This window comes from Halopseudomonas sabulinigri, from assembly GCF_900105255.1.
Classification (GTDB): domain Bacteria; phylum Pseudomonadota; class Gammaproteobacteria; order Pseudomonadales; family Pseudomonadaceae; genus Halopseudomonas; species Halopseudomonas sabulinigri.
Map to the genome: position 1 here is coordinate 2,881,695 of NZ_LT629763.1, position 24,036 is coordinate 2,905,730.

Below are 24,036 nucleotides of genomic sequence, written 5' to 3' on the forward strand. Positions count from 1 at the left end.
TACACCGAGCCGCGTATGCAGATTCAACTCAACGGCGAACCCTATTCGCTGACGCAAGCCATTACCCTGGCCGAGCTGGTCGAGCGTCTGGGACTGGCTGGAAAACGTCTGGCTATTGAGCTGAACCTTGAAATCGTGCCGCGCAGCCAGCATGCCGAAACGCCGCTGAACGACGGCGACCGGGTAGAAATCGTCCACGCCATTGGCGGCGGCTAGTCCGCGTACTGGAGACCTTGATGACTGATTTGAGCCAAGATGCGCTGGAAATTGCCGGCGTTCGTTACCGTTCCCGCTTGCTGGTAGGTACTGGTAAATACAAGGATCTGGCGGAAACAGGCCGCGCGATTGAGGCCTCAGGTGCCGAGATCGTCACGGTGGCGATTCGCCGTACCAATATCGGCCAGAACCCGGACGAGCCCAACCTGCTGGACGTGGTACCACCGGATCGTTACACCATCCTGCCCAACACCGCTGGCTGCTTCAACGCCGAAGAAGCGGTGCGCACCTGTCGTCTAGCGCGCGAGCTGCTTGATGGCCACAAGCTGGTCAAACTGGAAGTGCTGGCCGATCAAAAGACCCTGTTCCCCAATGTGGTTGAAACCCTTAAGGCCGCCGAAGTGCTGGTAAAAGATGGCTTCGACGTCATGGTGTACACCAGCGATGACCCGATCATCGCCCGTGAGCTGTCGGCCATGGGCTGCGTCGCGGTCATGCCGCTGGCTGGCCTGATCGGCTCCGGCATGGGTATCTGCAATCCCTGGAACCTGCGCATTATTCTGGAAGAAGCCACAGTGCCGGTGCTGGTCGATGCCGGTGTGGGTACTGCTTCCGATGCCACCATTGCCATGGAGTTGGGCTGCGCCGGTGTACTGATGAACAGCGCTATCGCCCATGCCGACCAGCCGGTGCTGATGGCCCAGGCCATGCACCACGCCGTGTTGGCCGGTCGCGGCGCCTATCTGGCTGGCCGTATGCCGCGCAAGCTGTATGCCACCGCTTCTTCGCCGCTAGATGGCAATATTCGCTGAAGCCTTGATGGTCATCGGTTTGCGCCGGTGACCCTGAAAATCCTACCCGAGCACCCCATGTCCGATACACCAGAGCTGCCAGAAAACGCTGAAACCGAGCCCTCCTCACCACCACGGCGGGCAATCCGCAGTTTTGTCATGCGCGCCGGGCGCATGACGGAAGGGCAGCAAAAGGGCATTGATCAGGGCTGGCCAAAATTCGGCCTGACGCTGGATCAGGGCATGCTGGATCTGGACGCCGTGTTTGCTCGTCAGGCGCCGCGCACCCTGGAGATCGGCTTTGGCATGGGGCAGTCGCTTTTGGAAATGGCGCAGGCCGCCCCCGAGCAGGATTTTATCGGCATCGAAGTGCACCGCCCCGGCGTGGGTTCGCTGCTGAACGGTCTGGTTACCAGCGAGACCGGCAACGTGCGGGTGTTCGATTGCGACGCCATTGAAGTGCTCAAGCAGTGCATCCCGGACGCCAGTCTGGACAGACTGCTGCTGTTCTTCCCCGACCCGTGGCACAAGAAGAAGCACAACAAGCGCCGCATTGTGCAGCTCAGCTTTGCCGAATTGGTGCGCAGCAAACTCAAGCCCGGCGGCGTGCTGCACATGGCCACCGACTGGGAGCATTACGCCGAACAGATGCTGGAAGTGATGAGCGCCGCCCCCGGCTACCGCAACCAGGCCGCCGATGGCACATACGTACCGCGTCCGCAGGAGCGCCCGGTGACCAAGTTCGAGCGCCGTGGCGAGCGGCTGGGGCATGGCGTGTGGGATCTGAAGTTCGAGCGAGTGGACTGACCCACCCTTTTCGCAAGAGCCGCCCAGAGCCAGGCGCAAGCCGCAGGGCGGTTGTGCCACCGGCCTTTAGCAAGGCATCGCTCTGCGGCTGACCCAGTGACCTTCCTGCTTTGGCCTCTGCTATCCGTCGAGCCGCTCATAGCGCAGGCGGATAAGTGCCAGCTCACCGCTCTGGTTGAGCTGCTCCAGCGCCTCGCTCCAGGCCGCCACCAGCGCGTCGTCACAGTCGAGGCTGAAGGCAATGTAGAGCGATGAGCGATAGATTTCGATCGGTACCCGCCGCAGTGCATTCGGTGCGATGTTGAGTTGGCGGCTGTAATAGGCCACGCCAGCGGCGGTGTCGCCGATGATGATATCGGTGCGGCCAGCCAGCAGCATGCGGTAAAGCTGCTGATTTTTGGTGGCGCTGCGGTCAAGGTTGGTGAAGCCCAACGACTGCAACAGGTCGGGAATCAGGCCGGCGTGCCGGGTAGTGATTTGTGGTGCACGCAGCAGTTGCTCCAGCGAGTGGATCGGCGGCGCCGCATTGGCCCGTTGGTATGGATAGATCGACTCCTCCACGATAGGGCCTACCCATTTGTACAAGGGCTCACGCTCGGGCGTGCGGAACAGCGAATACATGATGGTTTTCGGCCGCGTCTTCAGTTCACGGCTGGCGCGCATGCTGGGAAGTAGCGCCATGGCAAAATCATCGCCGGTGCGCGCCATGATGGCCCTGACGATCTCAGTGGTCAGGCCGGTGAGATGACCGTCCTCCTCATAGTTGTACGGCGCCCACTCCTCGGTTACCACCTGATAGGTGTCCGCGTGGGCGCGCATGCCAAGGGAGAGGAGTAGCAGCGCTGCAATGAGGGTTGACTGTTTCACATGTGCTACCGGCTTCGCTGGGCGTTTTCGAGGACGGTGATCAGCCTGTCTTTTTTCAAGCATAGCCGCTTTCAGTCCGTCCATGCCGGGCGACAGTATGCGGGCATGGCAAATCCCCTGGCCAGAGGCGTGGCGCTAGAGCTGTCATCAATGTGTCATGCCAGTGTCATAGCCTGTCGCCTGAAAACCTACAGGAGATAGCCATGCGTTTGCGCGCCCTTGCCTTTGCCCTAGTCTGCCTTGCCCCGCTTGCTCACGCCGAAGTAACGCTGCAGGGTGAGCCGGAGGTTGGTATTTTCGTCACCCAGCAACGCGATGCGCAGCCGGGAGAGCGGGTGCTGACCCGCGCGACCGATGCCATCGAGCCGACTACCCGCATTCCCGCACGGCTGGGCACGCGCTTTGGTGTGCGCTTCAGCCTGGCGGGTAAAGCCACGGCAGAGGCACCGCTCAGCATGTTCTACTTCACGCCGGGCGTCGTCACCCCGGATGGCACCCGTCACGATAAGTTCGAGGTGCATCAGAAAATCGAGCCCGCGACCGCCAGCGAGGTAATGGCCTTCGAGTTCACTGACCAGTGGGAAGTGGTGCCCGGGGAATGGCGCTTTGAGGTCTATCAGGGCGACCGTCGGCTGTTGAGCCAGGCTTTTCAGGTGCAGTAACGGCGCCGCTGTTGCTGCCATGCGTACCGGCTATGGTGCGTCATACGGCAGGCAAAGGGTTGTGGTGGATTGGGCTTGAGCTTTCTACACTGACCGCACAGTCATTGTTATGGAGAGCGTCGTGAGCTACGAAACCCTGGATTATCAGGTTGAGGATGGCATCCTCACCCTGACGCTGAATCGCCCTGACCGCATGAATGCCTTCAACGGCCAGATGCGCCGTGAACTCATTGCTGCCTTCGATGCCGCCGATGCCGACGACGCGGTGCGCGTCATCATCATGACTGGTGCGGGCAAGGCGTTCTGCGCCGGCGCTGATCTGGAAAAAGGCGGCGATACCTTCAACCGGCACAAGCGTCAGGACCAGCCGGAGGGCGACGAATTGCGCGACGGTGGCGGTACCGTTTCCCTGCGCATTTATGAGTGCACCAAGCCGGTGATCGGTGCGTTCAACGGCGCTGCCGTCGGCGTGGGCGTTACCATGAGCCTGCCCATGGATATCCGCATGGCCTCTACCAAGGCTAAGTTCGGCTTCGTATTTGCCCGTCGCGGCATCACCATGGAAGCTTGCTCCAGCTGGTTCCTGCCGCGCTTGGTGGGTCCGATGCAAGCCGCCGAGTGGGTGTATACCGGTCGCGTGTTCAGTGCTGAGGAAGCCCTCAAGGGCGGCCTGGTGCGTAGCCTGCACGAGCCCGATGAGTTGTTGCCGGCGGCGCGCGAGCTGGCTCGTGAGATTGCCGACAACACCTCGGCCATGTCTGCTGCGCTGAACCGCCAGCTGCTGTGGCGCATGATGGCGGCGGATCACCCGATGGAAGCACACATCGTTGATTCTCGCGCGATTGCCTTTATGGGTGAATCTGAGGACGCGAAAGAGGGCGTCAGCTCCTTCCTGGAAAAACGCGCACCGCAGTTCAAGTTGCGCCCCAGTCAGGACAAGCCGCCGTTTTACCCATGGTGGGATGAGCGCAAGTTCCGCTGACAGCCACCTGCCAGGGTAAGGCTTTTACTGTCGGGTGGAGCGCGACGCCATACCGACCGGATGCGACGCCCGCACACGTTCTGTGTGCGGGCGTTTCAGTGTTAGGCTTGGACCTTTTCCGCAATGGGAGCTGTTGCCATGAGTCGTCACTTTGAGGCCGCGCCGGGTCTGTGCGAAAGCCGCGATCCGGCCACCGAAGGTTTTGTCTTCAACCAAACCATGCTGCGCATCAAGAACCCGGAGGCGACGCTGGATTTCTACACTCGCGTCCTGGGTATGACCCTGGTGAAGAAGCTGGATTTCCCGCAGATGAAGTTCAGCCTGTTCTTTCTGGCGGCCATCGACAGTCACGCGCTGGGCGATTGGTCACAAGACCCGGTTGAGCGCACTCATCAGACCTTTGGCCGCCCGGCCATGCTGGAGCTGACCCACAACTGGGGTACTGAAGACGATGCCGACTTCAGTTATCACAACGGCAATGACGAGCCCAAGGGCTTTGGTCACATCGGCTTTGCCGTGCCCGATCTGGAAGCCGCCTGTGCGCGCTTTGAAGAGTTGGGTGTTTCCTTTGTGAAGCGTCCGCAGGACGGCAAGATGCACAACATTGCGTTTATCCGCGACCCGGACGGCTACTGGATCGAGCTGTTCACCCCGGCAGGCATGGCCTGAGCGGCTGACGCCGGAATGCCCTATGGCCAGGCCGCGGGCCGGGTTGAAGCCCGGCTCTCACCTGCAAGTACATAGCGTCTTAAAGCCGGTTCAGGGAAAGGTCGCGCCTTCCAGTGCACCGTGCTGAGTGCGTTTATCGTACTCGCGGTCAGCGGCGCCCATGGCGCTCAGTAGCCGTTGCCCGGCCGCGTTGGCGCTTTGCGACAACTGCTCGCAGCTAGCCTGGGGTGGTAACGCCAGCAAGGCTTGTTCAATCTGTCTGGCGTAGTCCAGCGCCAATTCCACGTGCCCATCCTGATGCGCCTGCAAAGCCAGCAGATAGCTGTCCCACTGTTTCTGCACGCTGGCCGGGCGAGTGGCGTCGGGCAGCAGGCGCGGCATGTGACTGGTGACGCTGACCTCGGTGCCGGCGCTAGAGAGACGGCACTGGCCCGGCGTGGACTCCCAGGTAAAGTGCCAGTCAACCCGGCTACCGCTGTGCTGGCGGTCACGGTTCAGGCTGGCGCGGATGGTGTCAGGGGTGTTGCCCTGTACATCGAATTGTTGAACCCGCGTGCTCAGCGCCGGTTCGGCCAGCAGCGCTGCACTCAAGCTCAGCAGCGCTGGCAGCAGGCACCACCGTTGCAGGCGCATCAGATCGGGTCCATCAGCCGCTCAAGGGCAGCGCGGCAGCGATTGGGGATGGGGAAGGCGGTGTTGCTGGCGCGGTCCACGAATACATGCACGAAGCGCCCGGCGGCGCAGGCCTCTTCGCGGCCCTGCTTGAATACCGCCAGTTCATAATGCACCGAGCTACTACCCAGGCGCGCGACCTTGACGCCAATCTCGATGGCATCTGGGAAGGCAATGGGGGCGAAGTAATCGCAGTTGGAGCTGACCACAAAGGCCACCTGGTCGCCATCATGAATATCCAGCCCGCCCTCGGCGATCAGCCAGCTGTTTACCGCGCTGTCGAAGTAGCTGTAATAGGTCACGTTGTTGACGTGACCGTAGATGTCATTGTCGTGCCAGCGCGTGGTGACCGGGTGCAGGTAGTGATAATCCTGCCGGGTGGGCTTGCTTGTGCTCATGCGAATTCTCTTGTCAGTGGTTCAACAGGCGGCATCAATAGGCCAGGTTGTAGATGGCCAGCGCGTCGGCTTCGCTGACGTCACGCGGATTATTGACCAGCAGGCGCTGCTGCAGCATGGCGTCCTTGGCCAGTAGCTCCAGCTTGTCCTTGGGTACGCCAGCGTCACGCAGGCGGCTCGGCAGGCCACAGCGTGGGCTGAGGTCAGCCAGTGCACTGACCATTTGCGCGGTGAGGTGATCGGCGTCGCCGGGCTGCAGGCCGGGGCCGACAATCAACGGCGCCAGCTCGGCGTACAGCGGGGCGGCGTGGGACGCGTTGAATTCGATGACCGTCGGCAGCACCAGCGCGTTGGACAGGCCATGCGGAATATGGAAGTGCCCGCCCAGCGGATACGCCAGCGCGTGTACCGCGGCCACCGGGGCGTTGGCAAAGGCCTGGCCGGCGAGCAGGGCGCCGAGCAGCATGGCCTGCCGCGCTTCGCGGTTCTGGCCGTTTTGCACCACCTGATCCAGGTTGCCGGCCAGCAGGCGCAGCGCTTCGCGCGCGAGCATGTCGGACAGCGGGTTCTTCTTCAGCTTGCTGGTGTAGGCCTCAATCGCGTGCACCATGGCGTCGATGCCGGTGGCGGCGGTCACGTGCGCCGGCAGGCCCAGGGTCAGGTCGGCGTCCAGCAGCGCCAAATCGGGCAGCAGAATCGGTGAGACCACGCCCATCTTGGTGGTGGCGCCGGTGGTGATGATGGCGATCTGGGTCACTTCCGAGCCGGTACCGGCGGTGGTCGGCACCTGGAACAGCGGCAGGCGCTGGCCGCGGGCATTGCCAACGCCGTAGATATCCGCCATTTGCTGTTTGCAGTCGGGGTGGGCGAGCAGGGCAACCAGCTTGGCCACATCCATCGAGCTGCCGCCACCGAAACCGATAATCAGCTCGGCCTGCATGTTGCGGGCCTGTTCAACCGCTTCGAGCACCACGTGCTCCGGCGGATCGGCCTCTACCTGATCGAAGACTTCAACGCTGACCTGCGCCTTGGCCATGGCCGGCAGAATGTTGTTCAGCAGCCCGATCTTGGTGATGCCGGGGTCGGTCACGATCAGTACCCGCTGGGCGTCCCGCTCGCGGCACAGCTCGCCGAGGCGGGCGGCGGACCCGGATTCGCAGAGAATCTGGGCGGTGGTGGCAAAGCTGAACGGGTTCATGGGGCCTCCGGGCTAGGGTTGGAGCGAAAAAAGCGGCGAAAAAAGTCGAATGAGACAATTCTGCTGACTGCGCGTTCATGCGGCAAGTGCTATTGATGCCGCCGATGTTAACGCATGGCGGCGGGTCGGTGACAGTCACACGCGTTGAGTCGCCGCGTTGCTGTTCAGGTTGCCTGCGCGCGCTGGCGCTAGAGAAACAGCTCGAGTAGATCGTTCAGAAACAGCCGTCCGCGTTCGGTTGGGCGCAGCTGGTCGGCCCAGGGTTCCAGCAACCCCTTGGTGGCGGCCTGTTGTAGCAGCGGCTCGATACTTGCCAACGACTGGCCGGTGCGTGCAGCGTAGTAGCTGGCCGGCACGCCATCCACCAGACGCAAGGCGTTCATCAGAAAGTCGAACGGCAGCTCCTCGGTAGTCAGTACCTTGCGCCCGGCGCAAACGTCCTTACCGGCGGCCAGATAATCCTTGGGCAGGCGGGTCTTCCAGTAGCGCTCGATGCGGCCATCGGTGTAAGTGATCTTGCCGTGCGCGCCGGCGCCAATGCCGAGGAAGTCGCCGTATTGCCAGTAATTCAGGTTGTGCCGCGCCTGCTTGCCGGGTTGCGCGTAGGCCGATACCTCGTATTGCGCGTAGCCGCCGGCGGCCATGCGCTGTTGGCCGGCTTCCTGAATCGACCAGAGAATGTCTTCCTCGGGCAGGGTTGGCGGTTTGGAGTAGAACACGGTATTCGGCTCCAGCGTCAGCTGGTACCAGGACAGGTGTTCCGGCGCCAGCGCCATGGCCTGATCAATGTCGGCCATCGCCTGCTCATGACTCTGGTGCGGCAGCCCGTGCATCAGGTCGAGATTCAGGTTATCGAAGCCGGCGCAGCGTGCCATCTCGACCGCCCCGAGGGCTTCGCGATCATCGTGAATGCGCCCCAGCGCTTTCAGGTGTTCAGCGTTAAAGCTTTGGATGCCGATCGACAGGCGGTTGATGCCGGTGGCGCGGTAGTCGACGAACTTGGCCTGCTCGAAGGTACCGGGGTTGGCTTCCAGGGTGATCTCGATGTCGGCGGCGAACGGCAGTCGCGCGTTCAGCGCATCCAGAAAGCGCCCCAGGCTGGCCGCGGAAAACAGGCTGGGTGTGCCGCCGCCGAAGAAGATGGACGTTAGCTCGCGACCGGCCGCCAGCGACAGATCCTGCTGCAGGTCGGTGACCATGGCGTCGATATAGGCATCTTCGGGGAGTGCGCTTTGGCTGGTGTGTGAGTTGAAGTCGCAGTAGGGGCACTTCTTCACGCACCAGGGGATATGGATGTAGGCCGCCAGGGGCGGCAGCTGCAAGCTGCGAGACAGGGCGCCGCCCCCGTCAAGCTGCAAGCGGTCTGTGCTGGCGGTTGGGGTGGTTTCTCGCTTGTTGCTTGCCGCTTGCGGCTGGGTCATAGCCCCAACCGCTGGCGTAGCTGCGCCATGGCGCGCGCGCGGTGGCTGAGCTGGTTCTTTTCCGCGGGGCTGAGTTCGGCGCTGGCGCACTTGCGCTCGGGCACCCAGAACAGCGGGTCGTAGCCAAAGCCATGGGCGCCGATGGCTTCATTCAAAATGCGGCCTTCCCAGATGCCCTCGCAAATGATCGGCATGGGATCGTCGGCGTGGCGCAGCAACGCCAGGGCGCAAATAAATTGCGCACCGCGTTCCTCTGTGGGGACGTCGCACAGCGCCTGCAGCAGCTTGGCGTTGTTGGCAATGTCGCCTTCCCCGCCGGCATAGCGTGCGGAGTATATGCCGGGCGCGCCGCCCAGTGCGTCTACTGCCAGGCCGGAGTCGTCCGCCAACGCCGGCAGGCCCGAAGCACGCGCGGCGTGGCGCGCCTTGAGCAGTGCATTCTCAACAAAGGTCAGGCCGGTTTCTTCCACGTCTTCGTCGATAAAGTCGCTCTGTGGCAGGATCTTTACCTGATCACCCAGCATCGCCTGCAGCTCGGCCAGTTTGCCCTTGTTGCTGCTGGCGAGCACCAGAGTATCGAAGGGCAGTTGCTTACTGGTCATCGGGGAAGAACTCCTGCTGGAAGCTGAGGCTGTGCACCATGGCGCCGGGCGCCGCCTGAATGTCGATCTTGAACAGCAGAACACCGCGCTGCGCTGCGCTGTAGTTGGCGACGAAGTAAATGGCATCGCCTTCCTTGATGCGCTTGAAGTCGAGTTTCACGGGCTGGCCGATCAGGCTACGCACCTCGCCCTTGAGAATGGCGTCTACCGCTTGCGCCTTGCCGTTTTCCTGGCGTTGCACGGCGATATTGATCACCCCCTGACTCGGGCCGCGCTGCAAGCCAGCGTTGGCGGCAATCTCGGGTTGCAGCAGGCTGCTGTTGAACACGTTGTGATAGACGATCAGATCGCCAAAGCGTGCCGGCTCGGCGGCGGCTTGGAGCAGCGGGTCGGCGAGCAGTGCGACGGCAAAAAGCAGGGTACGTAACATGGGTGACTCCTCAGGCTAGGGCAGGGCTCAGCGGCTGATGCGGTAAATCGCCACTTCGCCCAACAGGTTCGGCCACAGGCCGCTCAGCCAGCTGCGCTGGTGCGTCTGATCTACGACCAGGCGGTCGAGCACCTTGATGTTGCGCTCGCGGCATAGCTGCTCAAAATCCTTGAAGGTACAGAAGTGGATGTTGGGCGTGTTGTACCAGGTATAGGGCATGAATTCGGATACTGGCATACGCCCCTTGGTGCCCAGATACCAGCGGCAGCGCCAGTGGGCAAAATTGGGGAAGGTCAGAATGCCTTCATGGCCAATGCGCAACATGTCTTCCAGTACCCGGTCGGGGTAATGCATGGCCTGCAGCGATTGGGTCATGACCACAGTGTCGAAGCTGTTGTCCTCGAAATTGTTCAGCTCCTTGTCGAGGTTCTGCTCCAGCACGTTCACGCCGTGGCGGATGCAGGTGCTGATTTTCTCCGGGTCGATTTCCAGGCCATAACCCTGAACCTGCTTGTGGTCGCGCAGGTGGCGCAGCAGTTCACCCTCGCCACAGCCCAGGTCAAGCACGTGGCTGCCGGGTTTTATCCACTGTTGAATGATCTCCAGATCGGCGCGCAGGCTCATGCGGTCACCTCTATACGGTTCATATAGCCGCTGAGGGCTTCGATGTAACGGGGAATCGGCAGCAGAAAGGCGTCGTGCCCCTGCGCCGCTTCGATCTCCAGATAGCTCACCTGCTTTTTCGCCGCCAGCAGCGCATTGACCAGTTCATACGAGCGCGCAGGCGAGAATCGCCAGTCGGTGGTAAAGGACATCACCAGCGTCTGTGCCTGAATACCTGCCAGGGTTTTCGCCAGGTCGCCGCCGTGTGCGGCGGCCGGGTCGAAATAGTCCAGCGCCTTGGTCATCAGCAGATAGGTGTTGGCGTCGAAGCGGCCGGAAAATTCCTGGCCCTGATAACGCAGGTAGCTTTCCACCTCAAACTCGACACTGGTCAGGTCGTAGTTGAGCTGCTCGCTGCGCAGTTCGCGGCCAAACTTGCTGCCCATGGAGTCGTCCGACAGGTAGGTGATATGCCCGACCATGCGCGCCAGCATCAGGCCGCGCTTGGGAATAACGCCAAAGGCGGCATAGTCGCCGTGGTGGAAATCGGGGTCGGTGGTAATAGCCTGCCGCGCCACTTCGTTGAAGGCGATGTTCTGCGCCGACAACTTGGGCGCTGTGGCAATGGCCACACAATGGCGGATGCGCTCGGGGTAGCTGATCGCCCACTGCAGCGCCTGCATGCCGCCCAGACTGCCGCCGACCACCGCGGCCCATTGCTGCACGCCCAGCACGTCGGCCAGACGCGCCTGGCTGTGTACCCAGTCCTCTACGGTCAATACCGGGAAGCTGGCGCCATAGGCCTTGCCGGTTTCCGGGCTGATGCTGGAAGGGCCGGTGGAGCCGTGGCAGCCCCCCAGGTTATTCAAACTGACGACAAAGAAGCGGTTGGTGTCGATCGCCTTGCCGGGGCCGATGCAGGAATCCCACCAGCCGGGTTTGCGCTCATCGGCACTGTGGTAACCGGCAGCGTGGTGATGGCCGGACAGTGCGTGGCAGATCAGCACTGCATTGTCGGCAGCGGCGTTGAGCGCGCCGTAGGTTTCGTAAACCAGCTCGTAGGGCGCCAGGGCCTTGCCGCAGGTCAGCTGCAGCGGCTCGCTGAAGCTGTGTCGCTGGGGTGTCACCAGGCCGACGGAGTCAGCAGCAAATGTGGACATTAATACCTGTTCCTGTGTGGGTTGGCCTGGTCTGATACGGACGGCATAGCTGCCTGGCAGGCCCTGTCTGGCGGCGGGTGCGCGACTGACCAGTACGGCGCCAACAATCGAGGCGTCAGTCTAAAGAGCGCGCTGCGCTGGTGCAATATTCAGGGCCGCTGGATACCCAGTTCTGCTGGCAGTTGCTGCGGCGCGTGGATGGCAATCCGCTTCTGCCGGCTGCTCTGACCGCTGAGCAGGCTGACCTGCTATTTGCTGACGGCGAAGGCATCGGCCAGAAAGGCCAGCAACAGGCTGTTGGCCTTGCCTTCCACCGGCGGAGCGCTGATGCGCACCTTGAGACGCTCACCGTGCAGCCCGGCAAAGCCGATTTGGCTGGCGCCGGGTTGCAGGTGCAAGTTGAGCAGCAGCGTCTCGCCGCGCCAGCTGTAGAACGCGGTCACAGCGCCAGCGTCAGACCCTTGGGCATGCCGGTGGCAATCGCCATGTTGGTGATGACCAGCATGTTGAGCAGATTGAGCGCGATGAAGGCAAAGATGGGCGACAGATCCAGCCCGCCCATGGAGGGCAGAATCTTGCGGATCGGCGCGAGAACCGGCTCGCACAGCTGATTTACCAGCATGGCCGCCGGATTGGCGCTGCCCGGGGCAACCCAGGACAGGATCACACTGATGATCAGGGCGAAGAAAAACACCTTGAGGAAGAGGGCGGTAATCCCCACCAGCGACCAGGCCAGCAGCTGCAGAATGCCCGGCAGAGCGTAGCCCATCAATTTGATGATGATAGCCATCAGCACCAGTTGGATCGCCAGCGCCAGTACCAGGGAGGCGAAGTCGACCCCGGCGTAGCCGGGGATGACCCGGCGCAGCGGCATCAGCAGCGGTTTGGTGGCACGCACGATGAACTGCGACAGCGGGTTGTAGAAGTCCGCACGCACCAGTTGCAGGATAAAGCGCAGTAGTACGATCAGCAGATACAGGCTGCCGAGGGTCTGCACAATATAGATAGCTGCCATGTTCAGGCCGGTCATGGTGTTTCCTCAGGCGAGTTCTTTGGACATTTCGGCGGCGCGTTTGGCGGCGGCCTGCATGGCGTGGTCGACCATTTGTGGCAGGCCTTCTGTCTGGAAGGTCTTGATCGCCTGCTCGGTGGTGCCGCCGGGCGAGCAGACGCGGCGGCGCAGCTCGGCCACGTCGACATCGCTGTTGACTGCCATGTCGGCGGCGCCCAGCGCGGTGAACAGCGCCATGCGTTCGGCGGTGTCACGCGGCAAGCCGAGCTTTTCACCGGCGTCGATCATCGCCTCAATCATGTAGAAGAAATAAGCCGGGCCACTGCCGGAGACGGCGATCACGGCGTCGATCAGGTTTTCTTCTTCCAGCCAAACGCTGATACCGACGGCGTTGAAAATGGTCTCGGTCAGCTCTTTCTGCGCTTCGCTCACCGCGGCGGTGGCAAACAGGCCGCTGACGCCCTGGCCGCGTAACGACGGCGTGTTGGGCATGCAGCGCACAATGGGCGTAGTGTCGCCGAGCCACTCGGCCAGGCTGTCGCAGCTGATGCCGGCGGCAATCGAGATCACCAACTGGCCGGGCTTGCGCTCGGCCGGCAGCGCGCGGCAGACCGCCTGCATCACCTGCGGTTTGACCGCCAGCAGCAGCACGTCGCATTCGGCGGCGAGTAACGCATTATCGGTCACGGTACGAATCTGGAACTGCTTGCTCAGGGCCGCGCCCTGTTCCGCCTTGGGATCGCTGGCAATGATGCGCTCGGGTTTCATGTTCTTCTGCAGCAGGCCACCAATCAGGCTGGTAGCCATGTTGCCGGCGCCGATGAAACCGATAATGGGAGCAGTCATTTAGTTGGAACCTCGCTCGGAATGCGTGTTGGTTGTGGAGTAGTCGCGTGCGCCAAAGAGTGCGCTGCCGATACGCACCATGCTGGCGCCTTCCTGAATGGCTTCTACCAGGTCGTCGCTCATGCCCATGGACAAGGTGTCGAGCGGCAGTGGCAGGGCCGCCTGGGCTGCGCGCAACGCCGCTAGCGGCGCGCGGCGTGCGGCGCTGGTCTCGGCCGGCGCCGGAATTGCCATCAGGCCACGCAGGCGCAAGCGCGGTAGCGCGGCCACGGCATCAGCCAGTGCAGGCAGTTCAGCCAGGCTGACGCCGGACTTGCTGTCTTCGCCGCTGATATTCACCTGCAGGCAGACATTCAGTGCCGGCAGGTGTTCCGGGCGCTGTTCGGACAAGCGTCTGGCAATCTTCAGACGGTCAACGCTGTGCACCCAGTCGAAGTGCTCGGCGATGGTTTTCGTCTTGTTGGATTGAATGGGGCCGATGAAGTGCCAGATCAAGGGGAGGTCGGACAGCACGGAGATCTTCTCCAGCGCTTCCTGCAGGTAGTTTTCCCCTATATTCTGTACGCCTGCTGCCCAGGCGTCACGGATGGCACTGGCGGGACGGGTTTTGCTCACCGCCATCAGGGTAATGGTATCGGGGTCGCGGTCGGCAACGGCGGCGGCGCGCTGTATGCGTTCACGAACGTTTGCAATATTCTCTGCTATCGTGGACATTACTGACGTTAATACCTTGCCAATCGAATAGACTCTGCCGGCATTCTACATGCTTGCAGGTTGTAATGGGGAACCCTATGGATATTACCGAGCTGTTAGCCTTCAGCGCCAAACAGGGCGCGTCGGACTTGCACCTGTCGGCAGGACTGCCGCCCATGATTCGTGTGGATGGCGACGTGCGCCGGATCAACGTGCCGGCCATGGAACACAAGCAAGTGCATGGCTTGATCTACGACATCATGAACGACAAGCAGCGCAAGGATTTCGAGGAGTTTCTCGAGACCGACTTCTCGTTCGAAGTGCCCGGTGTTGCTCGCTTCCGGGTGAACGCCTTCAATCAGAACCGCGGCGCTGGCGCTGTGTTCCGGACCATTCCTTCCAAGGTACTGACCATGGAAGATCTGGGCATGGGCGACGTGTTCAAGAAGATTTCCGACAACCCGCGTGGTCTGGTGCTGGTCACCGGCCCGACCGGTTCGGGCAAGTCAACCAGCCTTGCGGCCATGGTCGATTACCTGAACAGCACCAAGTACCAGCATATTCTGACCATCGAGGACCCGATCGAATTCGTTCACGAGTCGAAAAAGTGTCTGGTCAACCAGCGTGAAGTGCACCGCGACACCCTGGGTTTTGCCGAAGCCCTGCGCTCGGCCCTGCGGGAAGACCCCGACATCATCCTGGTCGGCGAGATGCGTGACCTCGAGACCATTCGCCTGGCGTTGACCGCAGCGGAAACCGGCCACTTGGTGTTCGGCACCCTGCACACCACCTCGGCGGCCAAGACCATTGACCGTATCGTCGACGTCTTCCCCGGTGAAGAAAAGTCCATGGTGCGTTCGATGCTGTCCGAATCGCTGCAAGCGGTTATCTCGCAGACCCTGCTGAAGAAGATTGGTGGTGGCCGGGTTGCTGCGCACGAAATCATGATTGGCACCCCGGCGATCCGCAACCTGATCCGCGAAGACAAAATCGCGCAGATGTATTCGGCTATTCAGACCGGCGGCAACATCGGTATGCAGACGCTCGACATGTGCTTGAAAGGTCTGATTTCCAAAGGTCTGATCACCAAGGAAAGCGCCCGCGAAAAAGCCAAGGCAGTCGACGGTTTCTAACGCGGCTGGCTGTTTTTGGCGGGCCCAAGCTGCCCGCCGCGAAGGATAAAAGAGGCATAGCATGGAGTTTGAAAAGCTGTTGCGGCTGATGGTCGAGAAAGGCGCATCCGACCTGTTCATTACAGCCGGCGTTCCACCCAGCATGAAAGTGCATGGCAAGATTCTGCCGGTGACCAAGACCCCCCTCTCGCCTGAACAGACCCGCGAAACCGTGCTGGGCGTCATGACCGAAGCGCAGCGCCGCGAGTTCGCCGAGAAGCGCGAGTGCAACTTTGCCATTAGCGCGCGCGGTATTGGCCGTTTCCGTGTCAGTGCCTTTTATCAGCGCAACCTGGTCGGCATGGTCCTGCGCCGCATCGAGATCAATATCCCGACCATGGAAGAGCTGCGCCTGCCCGATGTGCTCAAGCAGTTGGCCATGACCAAGCGGGGCCTGGTGATCTTTGTCGGCGCGACCGGTACCGGTAAGTCGACTTCGCTGGCGTCGATGATCGGCTACCGCAACAAGCACTCCAGCGGCCACATCATCTCGATTGAAGACCCGATCGAATTTATCCATCAGCATCAGAACTGCATCGTCACCCAGCGCGAAGTGGGGATTGATACCGATTCTTTCGAGATCGCCCTGAAAAACACCCTGCGCCAGGCGCCGGATGTGATTCTGATTGGTGAGGTGCGCAGCAAGGAGACCATGGAGCACGCGGTGGCCTTTGCCGAGACCGGTCACCTGTGTCTGGCCACGCTGCACGCCAACAACGCCAACCAGGCGCTTGACCGCATCATTCACTTCTTCCCTACCGAGCTGCATCAGCAGGTGTGGATGGATCTGTCCCTCAACCTCAAGGCGATTGTGGCCCAGCAGCTGATCCCCTCGCCGGACGGCAAAGGCCGTCGTGCAGCCATTGAGGTGTTGCTGAACTCACCGCTGGCCGCCGACATGATCCGCAAGGGTGAAGTGCACGAACTCAAACCGCTGATGGCGCGTTCTGGCGAGTTGGGTATGCAAACCTTCGATCAGGCGTTGTACAAGCTGTACAGCCAGGGCGAGATTACCTATGAGGATGCACTGGCCCACGCCGATTCGGCCAACGACCTGCGTTTGATGATCAAGCTGGGCTCGGAGACCGACGGCAAGCATCTGATGGGCGAAGAGAACAACGGTTTCTCGCTGGAAGAGGAAGACGAAACCAGCGTTCACCACCGCACACGGCGTTAAGCGCCGCTGGGCGCCCGCGCGGTGCTCAACTGGTTGCGACCACCACGCTTGGCTACCAGCAGGGCGTGGTCGGCCTGGTTGATGGTTTCCGAGTAGCTTTCCCCTGGCTGATACTCGGCAATGCCGATGCTGATAGTGGCATTGACCGAGTCGGTCTGCGCGCGAATGGTCAGGTTCTCTATTGCCGTGCGCACCCGCTCCATGACCTTGGCCGCAGCGTCGGCCTGGGTTTCCGGTAACAGAATCAGAAACTCCTCGCCGCCCCAGCGCCCGCACAAATCCTGCTCTCTGATCTCTGCGTCCAGCACCCGGGCGATTTCGGTCAGCGCGCTATCGCCCAGCTCATGGCCGTACTGGTCGTTGATCGTCTTGAAGTGGTCAACGTCAAGCATGGCGATGGTAAAGGGGCGCTGGTAGCGCGCGTAACGCTCGGCTTCCTTCTTCAGACGGTCGACCAGCAGGCGCCGGTTAGGCAGCCCGGTCAGGGCGTCATGGGTTGAGGCTTCACGCAGTGCCTCGTTGAGGTCGCGCATCATGTTCTGGTAGCGATCGGAGATGCGCGCGACCTTCTCCAGTTGTCGCAGCTGCTTGTTCAGGCGCTCGGTCAGCGACTGCTCCTGCTGCTTGGCCATGCTCTGGTAAGCGTCGGAAATGCGGCTGATTCGGTCGATGCGTCGCGCCAGGTCCTGATGGTTGGCCCAGAGCGAGACCAGGGGTTCGCGCAACGGATTGTCCTGCTGGGCGGGATCCTCCAATAGCGCGTGGATATTGGCTTCAAGGCTCTGGTTTGGCTGTTTCATCTCGGACTCTAGGTGTGGCTGACAATATCGAACGGGAAGCTGCAGTCTTCCTTGAACTCCTCGGCCAACTCCGCGACCCGCTCGTTCTGTGGATCATAGTACCAGCAAACGGAGACCGGCTTGCCTTGCTGGTGAGCGGCTTCCAACAGGTCGAATATGTCCATCATGGCCTTGACGCTGCTGGTGTTCAGGTACAGCAGGCGCAACTCCAGTGCCAGAGGTGCAGAGGCCTGGTCCAGATAGGCTTCCATCCAGTCGAATACCTGCTGGAACATGTCGAAGGAGTTTTCCGGGTAGGAATCACCTTCCATGTAGAGCTTGCCGTTGGCCCAGTCACTACGAACTTCGGGGGTGGACTGGGAGCTGGCGATAGAAAAATCAGTCATGGGTTTAAACTCGTTACTCAATCAGATGACGGCGCGCAGGCTGAAAAAGCCGCGACCGCCGGCCAGTGGCTGCAGGGAGGCCTGCAGTGGCTCGCTGGATTTTCGTGCTATGTCGATCAACCCGAGTCCGGCGCCCGAGGGGCGCGCTTCATCACGGGGGCGACGTAGCTGTTCCTTGTAGGCGGCTTTCAGCTCGGCCTTGTCCATGCCTGCCAGGCCTTCTACGGCCTGCAGCAGGTTTTCGCCGTCGGGCATTTCGATCAGGTTGCCGGCCGACACCACATAGCGGCCGCCCTGGTTGCGCGAGACCACCACGGTCGCGCCCGCTTCCTGCTCGTTCCATTGCCGGGCGCGGGTGTAGTGGCTGATGTTCTGCGTCATTTCAATATACACCGCGAAGACATCCATGGCGGCACTGGGGTGTGCGTGCTCGGCCGACAGGTAGTTGCGCAGGGCATTACCTATCTCTTCGATCAGGCTGCGCGAGATGGGGCCGTTGAAACACAGCATTATTTGCTGGTTGTTGAAGCGCTCACGCATGGCAAAAAGGTCAATATTTTCCATTACAGCTCCTGTGCGATTCAATGAGTGGCCCGCGCTAATCGAAGCGGAAGCACAGCATGGTGATGTCATCACGTTGCGGATAATCGCCCTGATAGGACGCCAGTGTATCGCTGAATGCCGCACTTTGCTGTTGCAGCGGCAATTTGGCGTGCTGGCAGAGCATCTCTGCAAAGCGGCTGCTGCCGAAACCAAAGCCGCGGTCACCGCCCGCTTGATCCAGAAAACCGTCGGTGCACAGGTAGAAGGTGCGGCCCGCCTGCAGTGCCACCTCGCTATTGTGATACTCGCCCTGCCGCTTGTCGCCCAGCGCTCTGCGACCACCGCTCAGATGCTCCACGCTGCTGCCGTCGCTATGGTAGAGAGCGATCTTGGCGCCCGAGAACACCACGCGGCGGCCCTGCAGATCAACGTAGGCCAGGCCGACGTCCATGTTGGTGGCGACGGACTTGTATTCGGCAGAGTCGCTGAGCATGCTGCGCACGATCTGGTCGGTGCGCTGCAGTATGGCGGCAGGGTCATCCAGCCCGCAATCGCTGATGGCTTGTTCCAGGGCAGCGTGGGCCAGCATGGTCATGAGCGCGCCGGGTACGCCGTGGCCGGCGCAGTCGACTACGCCAAACAGACAGCGCGGGGCTTCGCTGCGGAAGATATAGAAGTCGCCGCCGACCACGTCGCGGGGCCGCCAGAGTACGGCGTGGTGCTGCCCGAGGGCGTTGACCAACTCGCGGTTGGGCAGGATGGAGCGCTGAATCAGGCTGGCGTAGTCGATCGAGTCTTCGATCTTCTTGCGCGCGCTGAGCATGCTCTGGTTTGCCGCTTCCAGATCCCGAGTGCGTTCCTGCACCCGCTGTTCCAGCTCGCTGGTATGGCTGCGTACTTTCTGCGCCATGGCGTCGAAGGCTTCGCTGAGCTCGCCGATTTCGTCGTTGCGGGTGTGTGGCAGGGCAACGTCATAGCGGCCTGCGGCCATGGCTTGCGCGCTATATCGCAGTTGGCGTAGTGGGCGTAGCAGCAGCCGTTCGATGGCGAAGGCAAACAGCAACACGAAGAGGATCAGCAGGGCGCCCAGGCCGAGCAGTACTGGCAGCAGCCAGGTACGGTCAATGACCTGGGCGCTGTTCAGGTCGATAGCATTGGCAACAAACCAGTTCAGCTCAGGGATGTAGGACAGGGCCAGCAGTCGCGCATGGCCGTCCAGGCTGACCGTGCGCACCTGCACGGCGCCGGGCTCGGCCTGTACCGCCTGCATGGCGGCGAGCACTGAGGCTCTCTGCTCGTCATTGGCTAGCAGGTCGAGCAGGGTGTTGCCGGCCGCGGCCTTGGCATCGGCGCCCGAGTTCAGGGCTATCAGGCTACGGTCCTGGTGCGCCTGAATAGCGCCTTCACTATCCAGAATCATCGGCGTGACGCCGCTGTCGTCGCTGGCGATGAAGTCGCGGATGAAACTCGACAAATCCACGCCCGAACCGGCCAGCGCCAGCACCTCGCCGTTGTCGTCTTTCACCACCATATTGAGCCACACCTTGGTGGTGTTCAGCTCCGGGTTCAAGTCGACATTGATGTTGAAGTTCTCAGTGTCGCGCAGCGTGGCGAAAAACCAGCTGTCGGCCGGCGCGTCGGGGTTCAGCGTGTAGCGCGGTTCGCGGCTGAGCGGCTCGTCGTTGCCGTTGAAGTAGTAGCCCATGTTGCTCAACATGCCAATGAAGTAGGCATGGTCACGAAAATCCTGGCGATACCGCTCGGCCTCGCGGAAAAACAGGTCTTTCTTTTCCGGGTTTTGCGGGTCTTTCAGCCACTGCAGGGTGACCTCGGAGTTGGCCAGTCGCAGCGACAACGCCAGCTCGCGGCTGATGGGCGCGCGAATCTTTTCCCGGCTCAGCAGTGTGGCGTTGCGCGCGTACGCCTCGCCGAAATGTTCGTGAATGCCGCTGAGTAACGACCAGCCGATCAGGCCGGCGGGCAGTAACGCCAGCAAGCCGGCCAACAGCAACGCAACAAGGGATTTACCACGCAAGCCGAAAGCGGCCATGAGAACGTCCTTTTCATGATCAGGTAAGGCCGGGGAAGGTCCCCGGCTACAGCAACATAATCAGTTCGCCTGATATACCAGTTTTCCGTTGCACAGGGTGTGGGTCACGGCAGCGGGTGCGCCCTGCCCGATAAACGGACAGTTGGCCCCGCGCGACAGCCAGTTGCGGCCAATCTCGCAGGCCTGTGCGGGGTCGAACAGGGTAATGTCCGCCGCGCCGCCCAGTGTCAGCTGGCCTGCCTGCAGATGCAAGGCAGCCGCGGGGCCAGTGGTCAGCCGTGAGAGCAGGGCGGGCAGTTCAAGCAGGCCGTCGGCCACCAGCGTCAGCGCCAGCGGCAGCAGTATCTCGACGCTGCTGATGCCCGGTGCGGAGGCAGCAAAGGGCACCCGCTTCGCTTCCGGCTCATGCGGGCGGTGGTGCGAGGCAATGGCCTGAATCACGCCGCTCTGTACCGCTTCGCGCAGCGCCCGGCGGTCTGCCGCAGAGCGCAGCGGCGGCATCACATGCAGCAGGCTGGAGAAGCCATTCAGGTCCTCATCGCAGAGTAGTAGCTGATAGGCGGCGACGTCGGCGGTGACCGGCAGACCGCGCGCCTGGGCGGTGGCCAGCATGTCGACCGCACGGGCACTGGTCAGCCCGCTGAAATGGGCGCGCACCCCGGTCTGTTCGATCAGCAACAGGTCGCGCGCCAGGGCCACGGTTTCGGCGCTCTCGGGAATGCCGACCAGCCCCAGGCGCGAGGCGGTAGGGCCCTCGTGTGCCATGCCGCCCTCAGCCAGTGAGGGGTCCAGCGGGGTGAAAATGATGGGCACATCGAAGGTAGCAGCGTACTCCAGCGATCGGCGCAGGATGCGGTTGCTGCCCATGGGGTTCAGGCCCTGGGTGAAGGCCACGCAGCCGGCATCGCGCAGCGCAACCAGCTCGCTCAGGTGTTCGCCTTCGAGGTTTTTGGTCAGTGCGCCAATCGGTAGCACCCGAGCATGGCCGGCGGCCTGACTGCGGTCGAGGATCAGCTCGGCTACCGCCGAGGTATCCAGTACCGGCTTGCTGTCCGGGGGGCAGCAGAGACTGGTGACGCCACCGGCGGCGGCGGCGCGGGTTTCGCTGTCGATGCTGCCCTTGCGGCTGTAGCCGGGCTCGCGCAGGCTGACGTTCAGGTCGACCAGACCGGGGCTGGCGATCAGGCCGCGGGCGTCAATGGTCTGATTGGCGGTGAAGCCTTCCGGCGCAGCACCCATCGCCTGGATGTGGCCGGCGGCGATATGCAGGTCGGTGATTCGGTCAAACTGGCTAGCCGGGTCGATCACCCGTGCGCCTTGAATGGTCAGTCGCATGGTTCAGTTGGCTTCCTGGGTGAGCTGGCGTTGAGTGGTCTGCCCGGTCATGGCCATGGACATCACAGCCATGCGCACGGCAATGCCGTAGGTAACCTGCTTGAGGATCACTGACTGCGGGCCATCGGCCACCTCGGACTCGATTTCGACGCCGCGGTTGATCGGGCCCGGGTGCATCACCAGGGCGTCCGGTTTAGCCAGGGCCAGGGTCTCGCGGGTCAGGCCGTAGAGTTTGTAGAACTCGCCTTCACTGGGCAGCAAGCCGCTTTGCATGCGCTCTTTCTGCAATCGCAGCATGATCACCACATCAACATCGCGCAGGCCCACGCGCAGATCGTTGAATACCCGCACGCCATACTGGTCGATGCCTTCGGGCAGCAATGTGCGCGGGGCGATCACGCGAATATCCGGGCAGCCGAGCGTCTTCAGTGCCTGCATGTTGGAGCGCGCTACGCGCGAGTGCAGGATGTCCCCAACGATGGCGACGGACAGCTTCTCGAAATCGCCGCGATGGCGGCGGATGGTCAGCATGTCGAGCATCGCCTGGGTCGGGTGCGCGTGGTTGCCGTCGCCAGCGTTGATTACGGCGACATCCGGGCACACCCGTTCGGCGATGAAGTGCGCGGCGCCCGAGTCGCCGTGGCGTACCACGAACATGTCTGCCGCCATGGCTTCGAGGTTCTGCAGCGTGTCGTACAGGGTCTCGCCCTTGCTGGTGGACGAGGTCGAGATATTCAGGTTGAGCACGTCGGCGGACAGGCGCTTGGCGGCCAACTCGAAAGTAGTACGCGTACGGGTGGAGTTCTCGAAAAACACGTTGCACACCGTTTTGCCGCGCAACAGTGGGACCTTCTTGACTGCGCGTTCGCCGACCTCAAGGAAGGAATCGGCGGTATCCAGCAGCTCGGTCAGCAATTCCCGGGAGAGGCCTTCAATGGTGAGAAAGTGGCGCAGCTGGCCCTGATGGTTCAGTTGCAGGTGATGCGGCGTCTGGCTCATGGCTGTCTCAGTTGGTAGCGGCGTTCAGGGTTAACTGCAGCGGGCTTGGGCCGGTCAATTTTACCCGCTGGCCTGGGGGCAGTGCGAGGCTGGCACCGAGAATGTCGGCACGTACCGGCAATTGCCGGGCTTCGATGTCGAGCAGGGTAACCAGCGTCACCGACGCCGGGCGGCCGTAGTCGAACAGCTCGTTGAGCGCGGCGCGAATGGTGCGGCCGGTCATCAGCACGTCATCGACCAGAATCAGGTGCCGACCGTCAACGGTAAAGGGCAGCTCGGAGGGGCGTACGCGCTGCGGCAGACCGTGCTGTTCAAAGTCGTCACGGTAAAAGGCGATATCCAGTGTGCCCATGGGCGCCTCCGGGGCGACCTGCTGATGCAGCGCTTCCGAGATCCACACGCCGCCGGTATGAATGCCGACGAAGGCAGGGTCTTCAATCTGGCGTTCTTTCAGGTAGCGGCTCAGTTGGTCGGCCATCTGCTGCAGCAGTGGGCCTACCTCGGGCAATGCGGTCATGAATTCTCCTTGGGCTGGCTGGCGAGCCAGGTTTCGAGCAGCAGGGCGGCGGCCAGGCTGTCTACCGGGTTGTCCCGATAGCTGCCGGGTGTGCGCCGCTGATCGCGCAACTGTTGTTTGGCTTCAAAGGTGGAAAGGCGTTCGTCAATGCACTGCGCGGGCAGCTGAAAGCGGCCTTCCAGACGACGGGCAAACTTGCTGGCACGGGCGCTCATCTCGGAGTCACTGCCGTCCATGTTCAGCGGCAGGCCGACAATCAGGATGTCCGGTTTCCACTCCTTGATCAGCTTGCCGATCTGCTCCCAATCCGGGATGCCATCACGGGCTCGCAGATTGGCCAGCGGTTCGGCGCTGCCGGTGAGGGTCTGACCCACGGCCACGCCAATCTGCCGGGTGCCGTAATCGAACGCCATGGCACGTTGGTGGTGCGACATCAGGCGTGGCCCGCCTGGCTGGTCAACAGCGCCCAGTCGACGCCGAGTGAGCGCGCCGCCGCGCCCAGGCGCTCGGCGCTGGGCAGCGCAAACAGGATGTGGTGGTCGGCCGGGCAGCTGAGCCAGACATTGTCGGCCAGTTCCTGCTCCAGTTGGCCAGCGCCCCAGCCGGCGTAGCCCAGCGTGATCAGCGCTTCACTGGGGCCGTGTCCGCGCGCCATGTCGGCGAGGATGTCGCGCGAAGTGGTCAGCTGCAGCGGCCCGAGGTCGAGACTGGATTCCCATTGGTGCGGGCCACGGTGCAGCACAAAGCCACGCTCGCGGTCTACCGGGCCGCCATTGAACACCTGGCACTGCTGCCCGGCGGCGACATCCAGTTCCGGCTCCAGCTGCTCCAGCAGGTCGGTGAGGTTGAGGTCGCTGGGCTGGTTTACCACCAGGCCCATGGCGCCCTGGTCCGTGTGTTCGCAGAGGTAGATCAGGCTGTGATCAAAACGCGGATCGGCCATGTGCGGCATGGCGATCAGGAAGTGATGGGTGAGGTTGCTCGGTATGCTTTGCGTCATGCGCTTAGTATTGGGCGGAAGTACGTGC

Annotated in this window: 29 protein-coding genes and 1 pseudogene; 8 read left to right on the plus strand and 22 right to left on the minus strand. The window is 62.1% G+C overall.

Annotated elements, in window-relative coordinates:
- The first annotated feature begins 15 nt into the window (after nucleotides 1-15).
- The 3 genes from thiS to trmB are packed head-to-tail and all read left to right on the plus strand — an operon-like array spanning nucleotide 16 to nucleotide 1,814.
- Nucleotides 16-216 carry a sulfur carrier protein ThiS gene (thiS, locus tag BLU26_RS12970; RefSeq protein WP_092287327.1) on the plus strand — a complete coding sequence of 67 codons (201 nt, stop codon included), beginning with the start codon at nucleotides 16-18 and terminating at the stop codon, nucleotides 214-216.
- Between the two features lie 20 nt (nucleotides 217-236).
- Entirely contained in the window at nucleotides 237-1,028 is a 792-nt protein-coding gene (locus BLU26_RS12975; protein ID WP_092287328.1) for a thiazole synthase, read from the plus strand.
- Nucleotides 1,029-1,085: 57 nt separating this feature from the next.
- The gene (trmB, locus tag BLU26_RS12980) at nucleotides 1,086-1,814 is read left to right on the plus strand and encodes a tRNA (guanosine(46)-N7)-methyltransferase TrmB (protein ID WP_092287329.1); all 729 of its coding nucleotides are present in this window, start codon (nucleotides 1,086-1,088) and stop codon (nucleotides 1,812-1,814) included.
- A gap of 120 nt (nucleotides 1,815-1,934) precedes the next feature.
- Here the strand turns inward: trmB and BLU26_RS12985 are convergent, their stop codons facing one another.
- Nucleotides 1,935-2,681 (minus strand): substrate-binding periplasmic protein, encoded by a 747-nt coding sequence (locus tag BLU26_RS12985; protein WP_092287330.1) that lies wholly within the window; start codon nucleotides 2,679-2,681, stop codon nucleotides 1,935-1,937.
- A 203-nt stretch (nucleotides 2,682-2,884) separates the two neighbouring features.
- Here BLU26_RS12985 and BLU26_RS12990 point away from each other — a divergent pair, with 203 nt between their 5' ends.
- The 3 genes from BLU26_RS12990 to gloA all read left to right on the plus strand — a co-directional run bounded on the left by BLU26_RS12990 (nucleotide 2,885) and on the right by gloA (nucleotide 4,994).
- Nucleotides 2,885-3,343 carry a DUF3859 domain-containing protein gene (locus BLU26_RS12990; RefSeq protein WP_092287331.1) on the plus strand — a complete coding sequence of 153 codons (459 nt, stop codon included), beginning with the start codon at nucleotides 2,885-2,887 and terminating at the stop codon, nucleotides 3,341-3,343.
- A gap of 121 nt (nucleotides 3,344-3,464) precedes the next feature.
- The gene (locus BLU26_RS12995; protein ID WP_197674489.1) at nucleotides 3,465-4,325 is read left to right on the plus strand and encodes a crotonase/enoyl-CoA hydratase family protein; all 861 of its coding nucleotides are present in this window, start codon (nucleotides 3,465-3,467) and stop codon (nucleotides 4,323-4,325) included.
- A gap of 138 nt (nucleotides 4,326-4,463) precedes the next feature.
- The gene (gene gloA / locus BLU26_RS13000; RefSeq protein WP_092287333.1) at nucleotides 4,464-4,994 is read left to right on the plus strand and encodes a lactoylglutathione lyase; all 531 of its coding nucleotides are present in this window, start codon (nucleotides 4,464-4,466) and stop codon (nucleotides 4,992-4,994) included.
- A gap of 90 nt (nucleotides 4,995-5,084) precedes the next feature.
- On the opposite strand, the gene BLU26_RS13005 is transcribed toward gloA, so the two are convergent.
- From BLU26_RS13005 to BLU26_RS13060, 12 genes and pseudogenes are all read right to left on the minus strand, one after another.
- Nucleotides 5,085-5,627, minus strand: a complete 543-nt coding sequence (locus BLU26_RS13005) for a DUF922 domain-containing protein (RefSeq protein WP_092287334.1) — start codon at nucleotides 5,625-5,627, stop codon at nucleotides 5,085-5,087.
- Nucleotides 5,627-6,064 carry an acyl-CoA thioesterase gene (locus BLU26_RS13010; RefSeq protein ID WP_092287335.1) on the minus strand — a complete coding sequence of 146 codons (438 nt, stop codon included), beginning with the start codon at nucleotides 6,062-6,064 and terminating at the stop codon, nucleotides 5,627-5,629. The genes BLU26_RS13005 and BLU26_RS13010 overlap by 1 nt, the downstream gene beginning before the upstream one ends.
- A 34-nt stretch (nucleotides 6,065-6,098) precedes the next feature.
- Complete coding sequence (locus tag BLU26_RS13015) at nucleotides 6,099-7,262, minus strand: iron-containing alcohol dehydrogenase (RefSeq protein ID WP_092287336.1); 1,164 nt, start codon at nucleotides 7,260-7,262, stop codon at nucleotides 6,099-6,101.
- 188 nt (nucleotides 7,263-7,450) lie between these two features.
- Entirely contained in the window at nucleotides 7,451-8,683 is a 1,233-nt protein-coding gene (gene hemW, locus BLU26_RS13020; RefSeq protein WP_092287337.1) for a radical SAM family heme chaperone HemW, read from the minus strand.
- Nucleotides 8,680-9,285 (minus strand): RdgB/HAM1 family non-canonical purine NTP pyrophosphatase, encoded by a 606-nt coding sequence (gene rdgB, locus BLU26_RS13025; RefSeq protein ID WP_092287338.1) that lies wholly within the window; start codon nucleotides 9,283-9,285, stop codon nucleotides 8,680-8,682. The genes hemW and rdgB overlap by 4 nt, the downstream gene beginning before the upstream one ends.
- On the minus strand, nucleotides 9,275-9,715 hold the full coding sequence (locus tag BLU26_RS13030) for a DUF4426 domain-containing protein (protein WP_092287339.1): 441 nt from the start codon (nucleotides 9,713-9,715) through the stop codon (nucleotides 9,275-9,277). The genes rdgB and BLU26_RS13030 overlap by 11 nt, the downstream gene beginning before the upstream one ends.
- 27 nt (nucleotides 9,716-9,742) lie before the next feature.
- Nucleotides 9,743-10,333 carry a methionine biosynthesis protein MetW gene (gene metW, locus BLU26_RS13035; protein WP_092288489.1) on the minus strand — a complete coding sequence of 197 codons (591 nt, stop codon included), beginning with the start codon at nucleotides 10,331-10,333 and terminating at the stop codon, nucleotides 9,743-9,745.
- A 2-nt stretch (nucleotides 10,334-10,335) separates the two neighbouring features.
- Complete coding sequence (gene metX / locus BLU26_RS13040; RefSeq protein WP_092287340.1) at nucleotides 10,336-11,478, minus strand: homoserine O-succinyltransferase MetX; 1,143 nt, start codon at nucleotides 11,476-11,478, stop codon at nucleotides 10,336-10,338.
- 149 nt (nucleotides 11,479-11,627) lie between these two features.
- Nucleotides 11,628-11,921, minus strand: a pseudogene (locus tag BLU26_RS13045) (DUF167 family protein).
- Nucleotides 11,918-12,508, minus strand: coding sequence for a YggT family protein (locus BLU26_RS13050; RefSeq protein WP_092287341.1), 591 nt, complete (start codon nucleotides 12,506-12,508; stop codon nucleotides 11,918-11,920). The pseudogene BLU26_RS13045 and the gene BLU26_RS13050 overlap by 4 nt, the downstream one beginning before the upstream one ends.
- A 9-nt stretch (nucleotides 12,509-12,517) precedes the next feature.
- A complete protein-coding gene (proC, locus tag BLU26_RS13055; RefSeq protein ID WP_092287342.1) occupies nucleotides 12,518-13,336 on the minus strand; it encodes a pyrroline-5-carboxylate reductase in 819 nt (272 codons plus the stop codon).
- Nucleotides 13,337-14,050 (minus strand): YggS family pyridoxal phosphate-dependent enzyme, encoded by a 714-nt coding sequence (locus BLU26_RS13060; protein ID WP_092287343.1) that lies wholly within the window; start codon nucleotides 14,048-14,050, stop codon nucleotides 13,337-13,339.
- Nucleotides 14,051-14,127: 77 nt separating this feature from the next.
- Between BLU26_RS13060 and BLU26_RS13065 the strand changes: the two genes are divergently transcribed.
- Both BLU26_RS13065 and BLU26_RS13070 read left to right on the plus strand, forming a co-directional pair.
- The gene (locus tag BLU26_RS13065) at nucleotides 14,128-15,162 is read left to right on the plus strand and encodes a type IV pilus twitching motility protein PilT (RefSeq protein WP_092287344.1); all 1,035 of its coding nucleotides are present in this window, start codon (nucleotides 14,128-14,130) and stop codon (nucleotides 15,160-15,162) included.
- Nucleotides 15,163-15,223: 61 nt separating this feature from the next.
- Nucleotides 15,224-16,378, plus strand: coding sequence for a PilT/PilU family type 4a pilus ATPase (locus BLU26_RS13070; RefSeq protein ID WP_092287345.1), 1,155 nt, complete (start codon nucleotides 15,224-15,226; stop codon nucleotides 16,376-16,378).
- On the opposite strand, the gene siaD is transcribed toward BLU26_RS13070, so the two are convergent.
- The 9 genes from siaD to BLU26_RS13115 are packed head-to-tail and all read right to left on the minus strand — an operon-like array spanning nucleotide 16,375 to nucleotide 24,008.
- Complete coding sequence (siaD, locus tag BLU26_RS13075) at nucleotides 16,375-17,178, minus strand: biofilm regulation diguanylate cyclase SiaD (RefSeq protein ID WP_092287346.1); 804 nt, start codon at nucleotides 17,176-17,178, stop codon at nucleotides 16,375-16,377. The genes BLU26_RS13070 and siaD overlap by 4 nt on opposite strands.
- An 8-nt stretch (nucleotides 17,179-17,186) precedes the next feature.
- Nucleotides 17,187-17,564 carry a biofilm regulation phosphoprotein SiaC gene (gene siaC / locus BLU26_RS13080; RefSeq protein WP_092287347.1) on the minus strand — a complete coding sequence of 126 codons (378 nt, stop codon included), beginning with the start codon at nucleotides 17,562-17,564 and terminating at the stop codon, nucleotides 17,187-17,189.
- A gap of 21 nt (nucleotides 17,565-17,585) precedes the next feature.
- A complete protein-coding gene (gene siaB, locus BLU26_RS13085) occupies nucleotides 17,586-18,128 on the minus strand; it encodes a biofilm regulation protein kinase SiaB (RefSeq protein ID WP_092287348.1) in 543 nt (180 codons plus the stop codon).
- A 34-nt stretch (nucleotides 18,129-18,162) separates the two neighbouring features.
- Nucleotides 18,163-20,157, minus strand: coding sequence for a biofilm regulation protein phosphatase SiaA (gene siaA, locus BLU26_RS13090; protein WP_092287349.1), 1,995 nt, complete (start codon nucleotides 20,155-20,157; stop codon nucleotides 18,163-18,165).
- A gap of 60 nt (nucleotides 20,158-20,217) precedes the next feature.
- Nucleotides 20,218-21,492, minus strand: a complete 1,275-nt coding sequence (locus tag BLU26_RS13095; RefSeq protein ID WP_092287350.1) for a dihydroorotase — start codon at nucleotides 21,490-21,492, stop codon at nucleotides 20,218-20,220.
- Between the two features lie 3 nt (nucleotides 21,493-21,495).
- Entirely contained in the window at nucleotides 21,496-22,491 is a 996-nt protein-coding gene (locus BLU26_RS13100) for an aspartate carbamoyltransferase catalytic subunit (protein ID WP_092287351.1), read from the minus strand.
- A 7-nt stretch (nucleotides 22,492-22,498) separates the two neighbouring features.
- Nucleotides 22,499-23,008, minus strand: coding sequence for a bifunctional pyr operon transcriptional regulator/uracil phosphoribosyltransferase PyrR (gene pyrR / locus BLU26_RS13105; RefSeq protein ID WP_092287352.1), 510 nt, complete (start codon nucleotides 23,006-23,008; stop codon nucleotides 22,499-22,501).
- Nucleotides 23,005-23,442 carry a Holliday junction resolvase RuvX gene (ruvX, locus tag BLU26_RS13110; protein ID WP_092287353.1) on the minus strand — a complete coding sequence of 146 codons (438 nt, stop codon included), beginning with the start codon at nucleotides 23,440-23,442 and terminating at the stop codon, nucleotides 23,005-23,007. Before ruvX ends, pyrR begins: the two co-directional genes overlap by 4 nt.
- The gene (locus tag BLU26_RS13115) at nucleotides 23,442-24,008 is read right to left on the minus strand and encodes a YqgE/AlgH family protein (RefSeq protein ID WP_092288490.1); all 567 of its coding nucleotides are present in this window, start codon (nucleotides 24,006-24,008) and stop codon (nucleotides 23,442-23,444) included. The genes ruvX and BLU26_RS13115 overlap by 1 nt, the downstream gene beginning before the upstream one ends.
- Nucleotides 24,009-24,036: the final 28 nt, after the last annotated feature.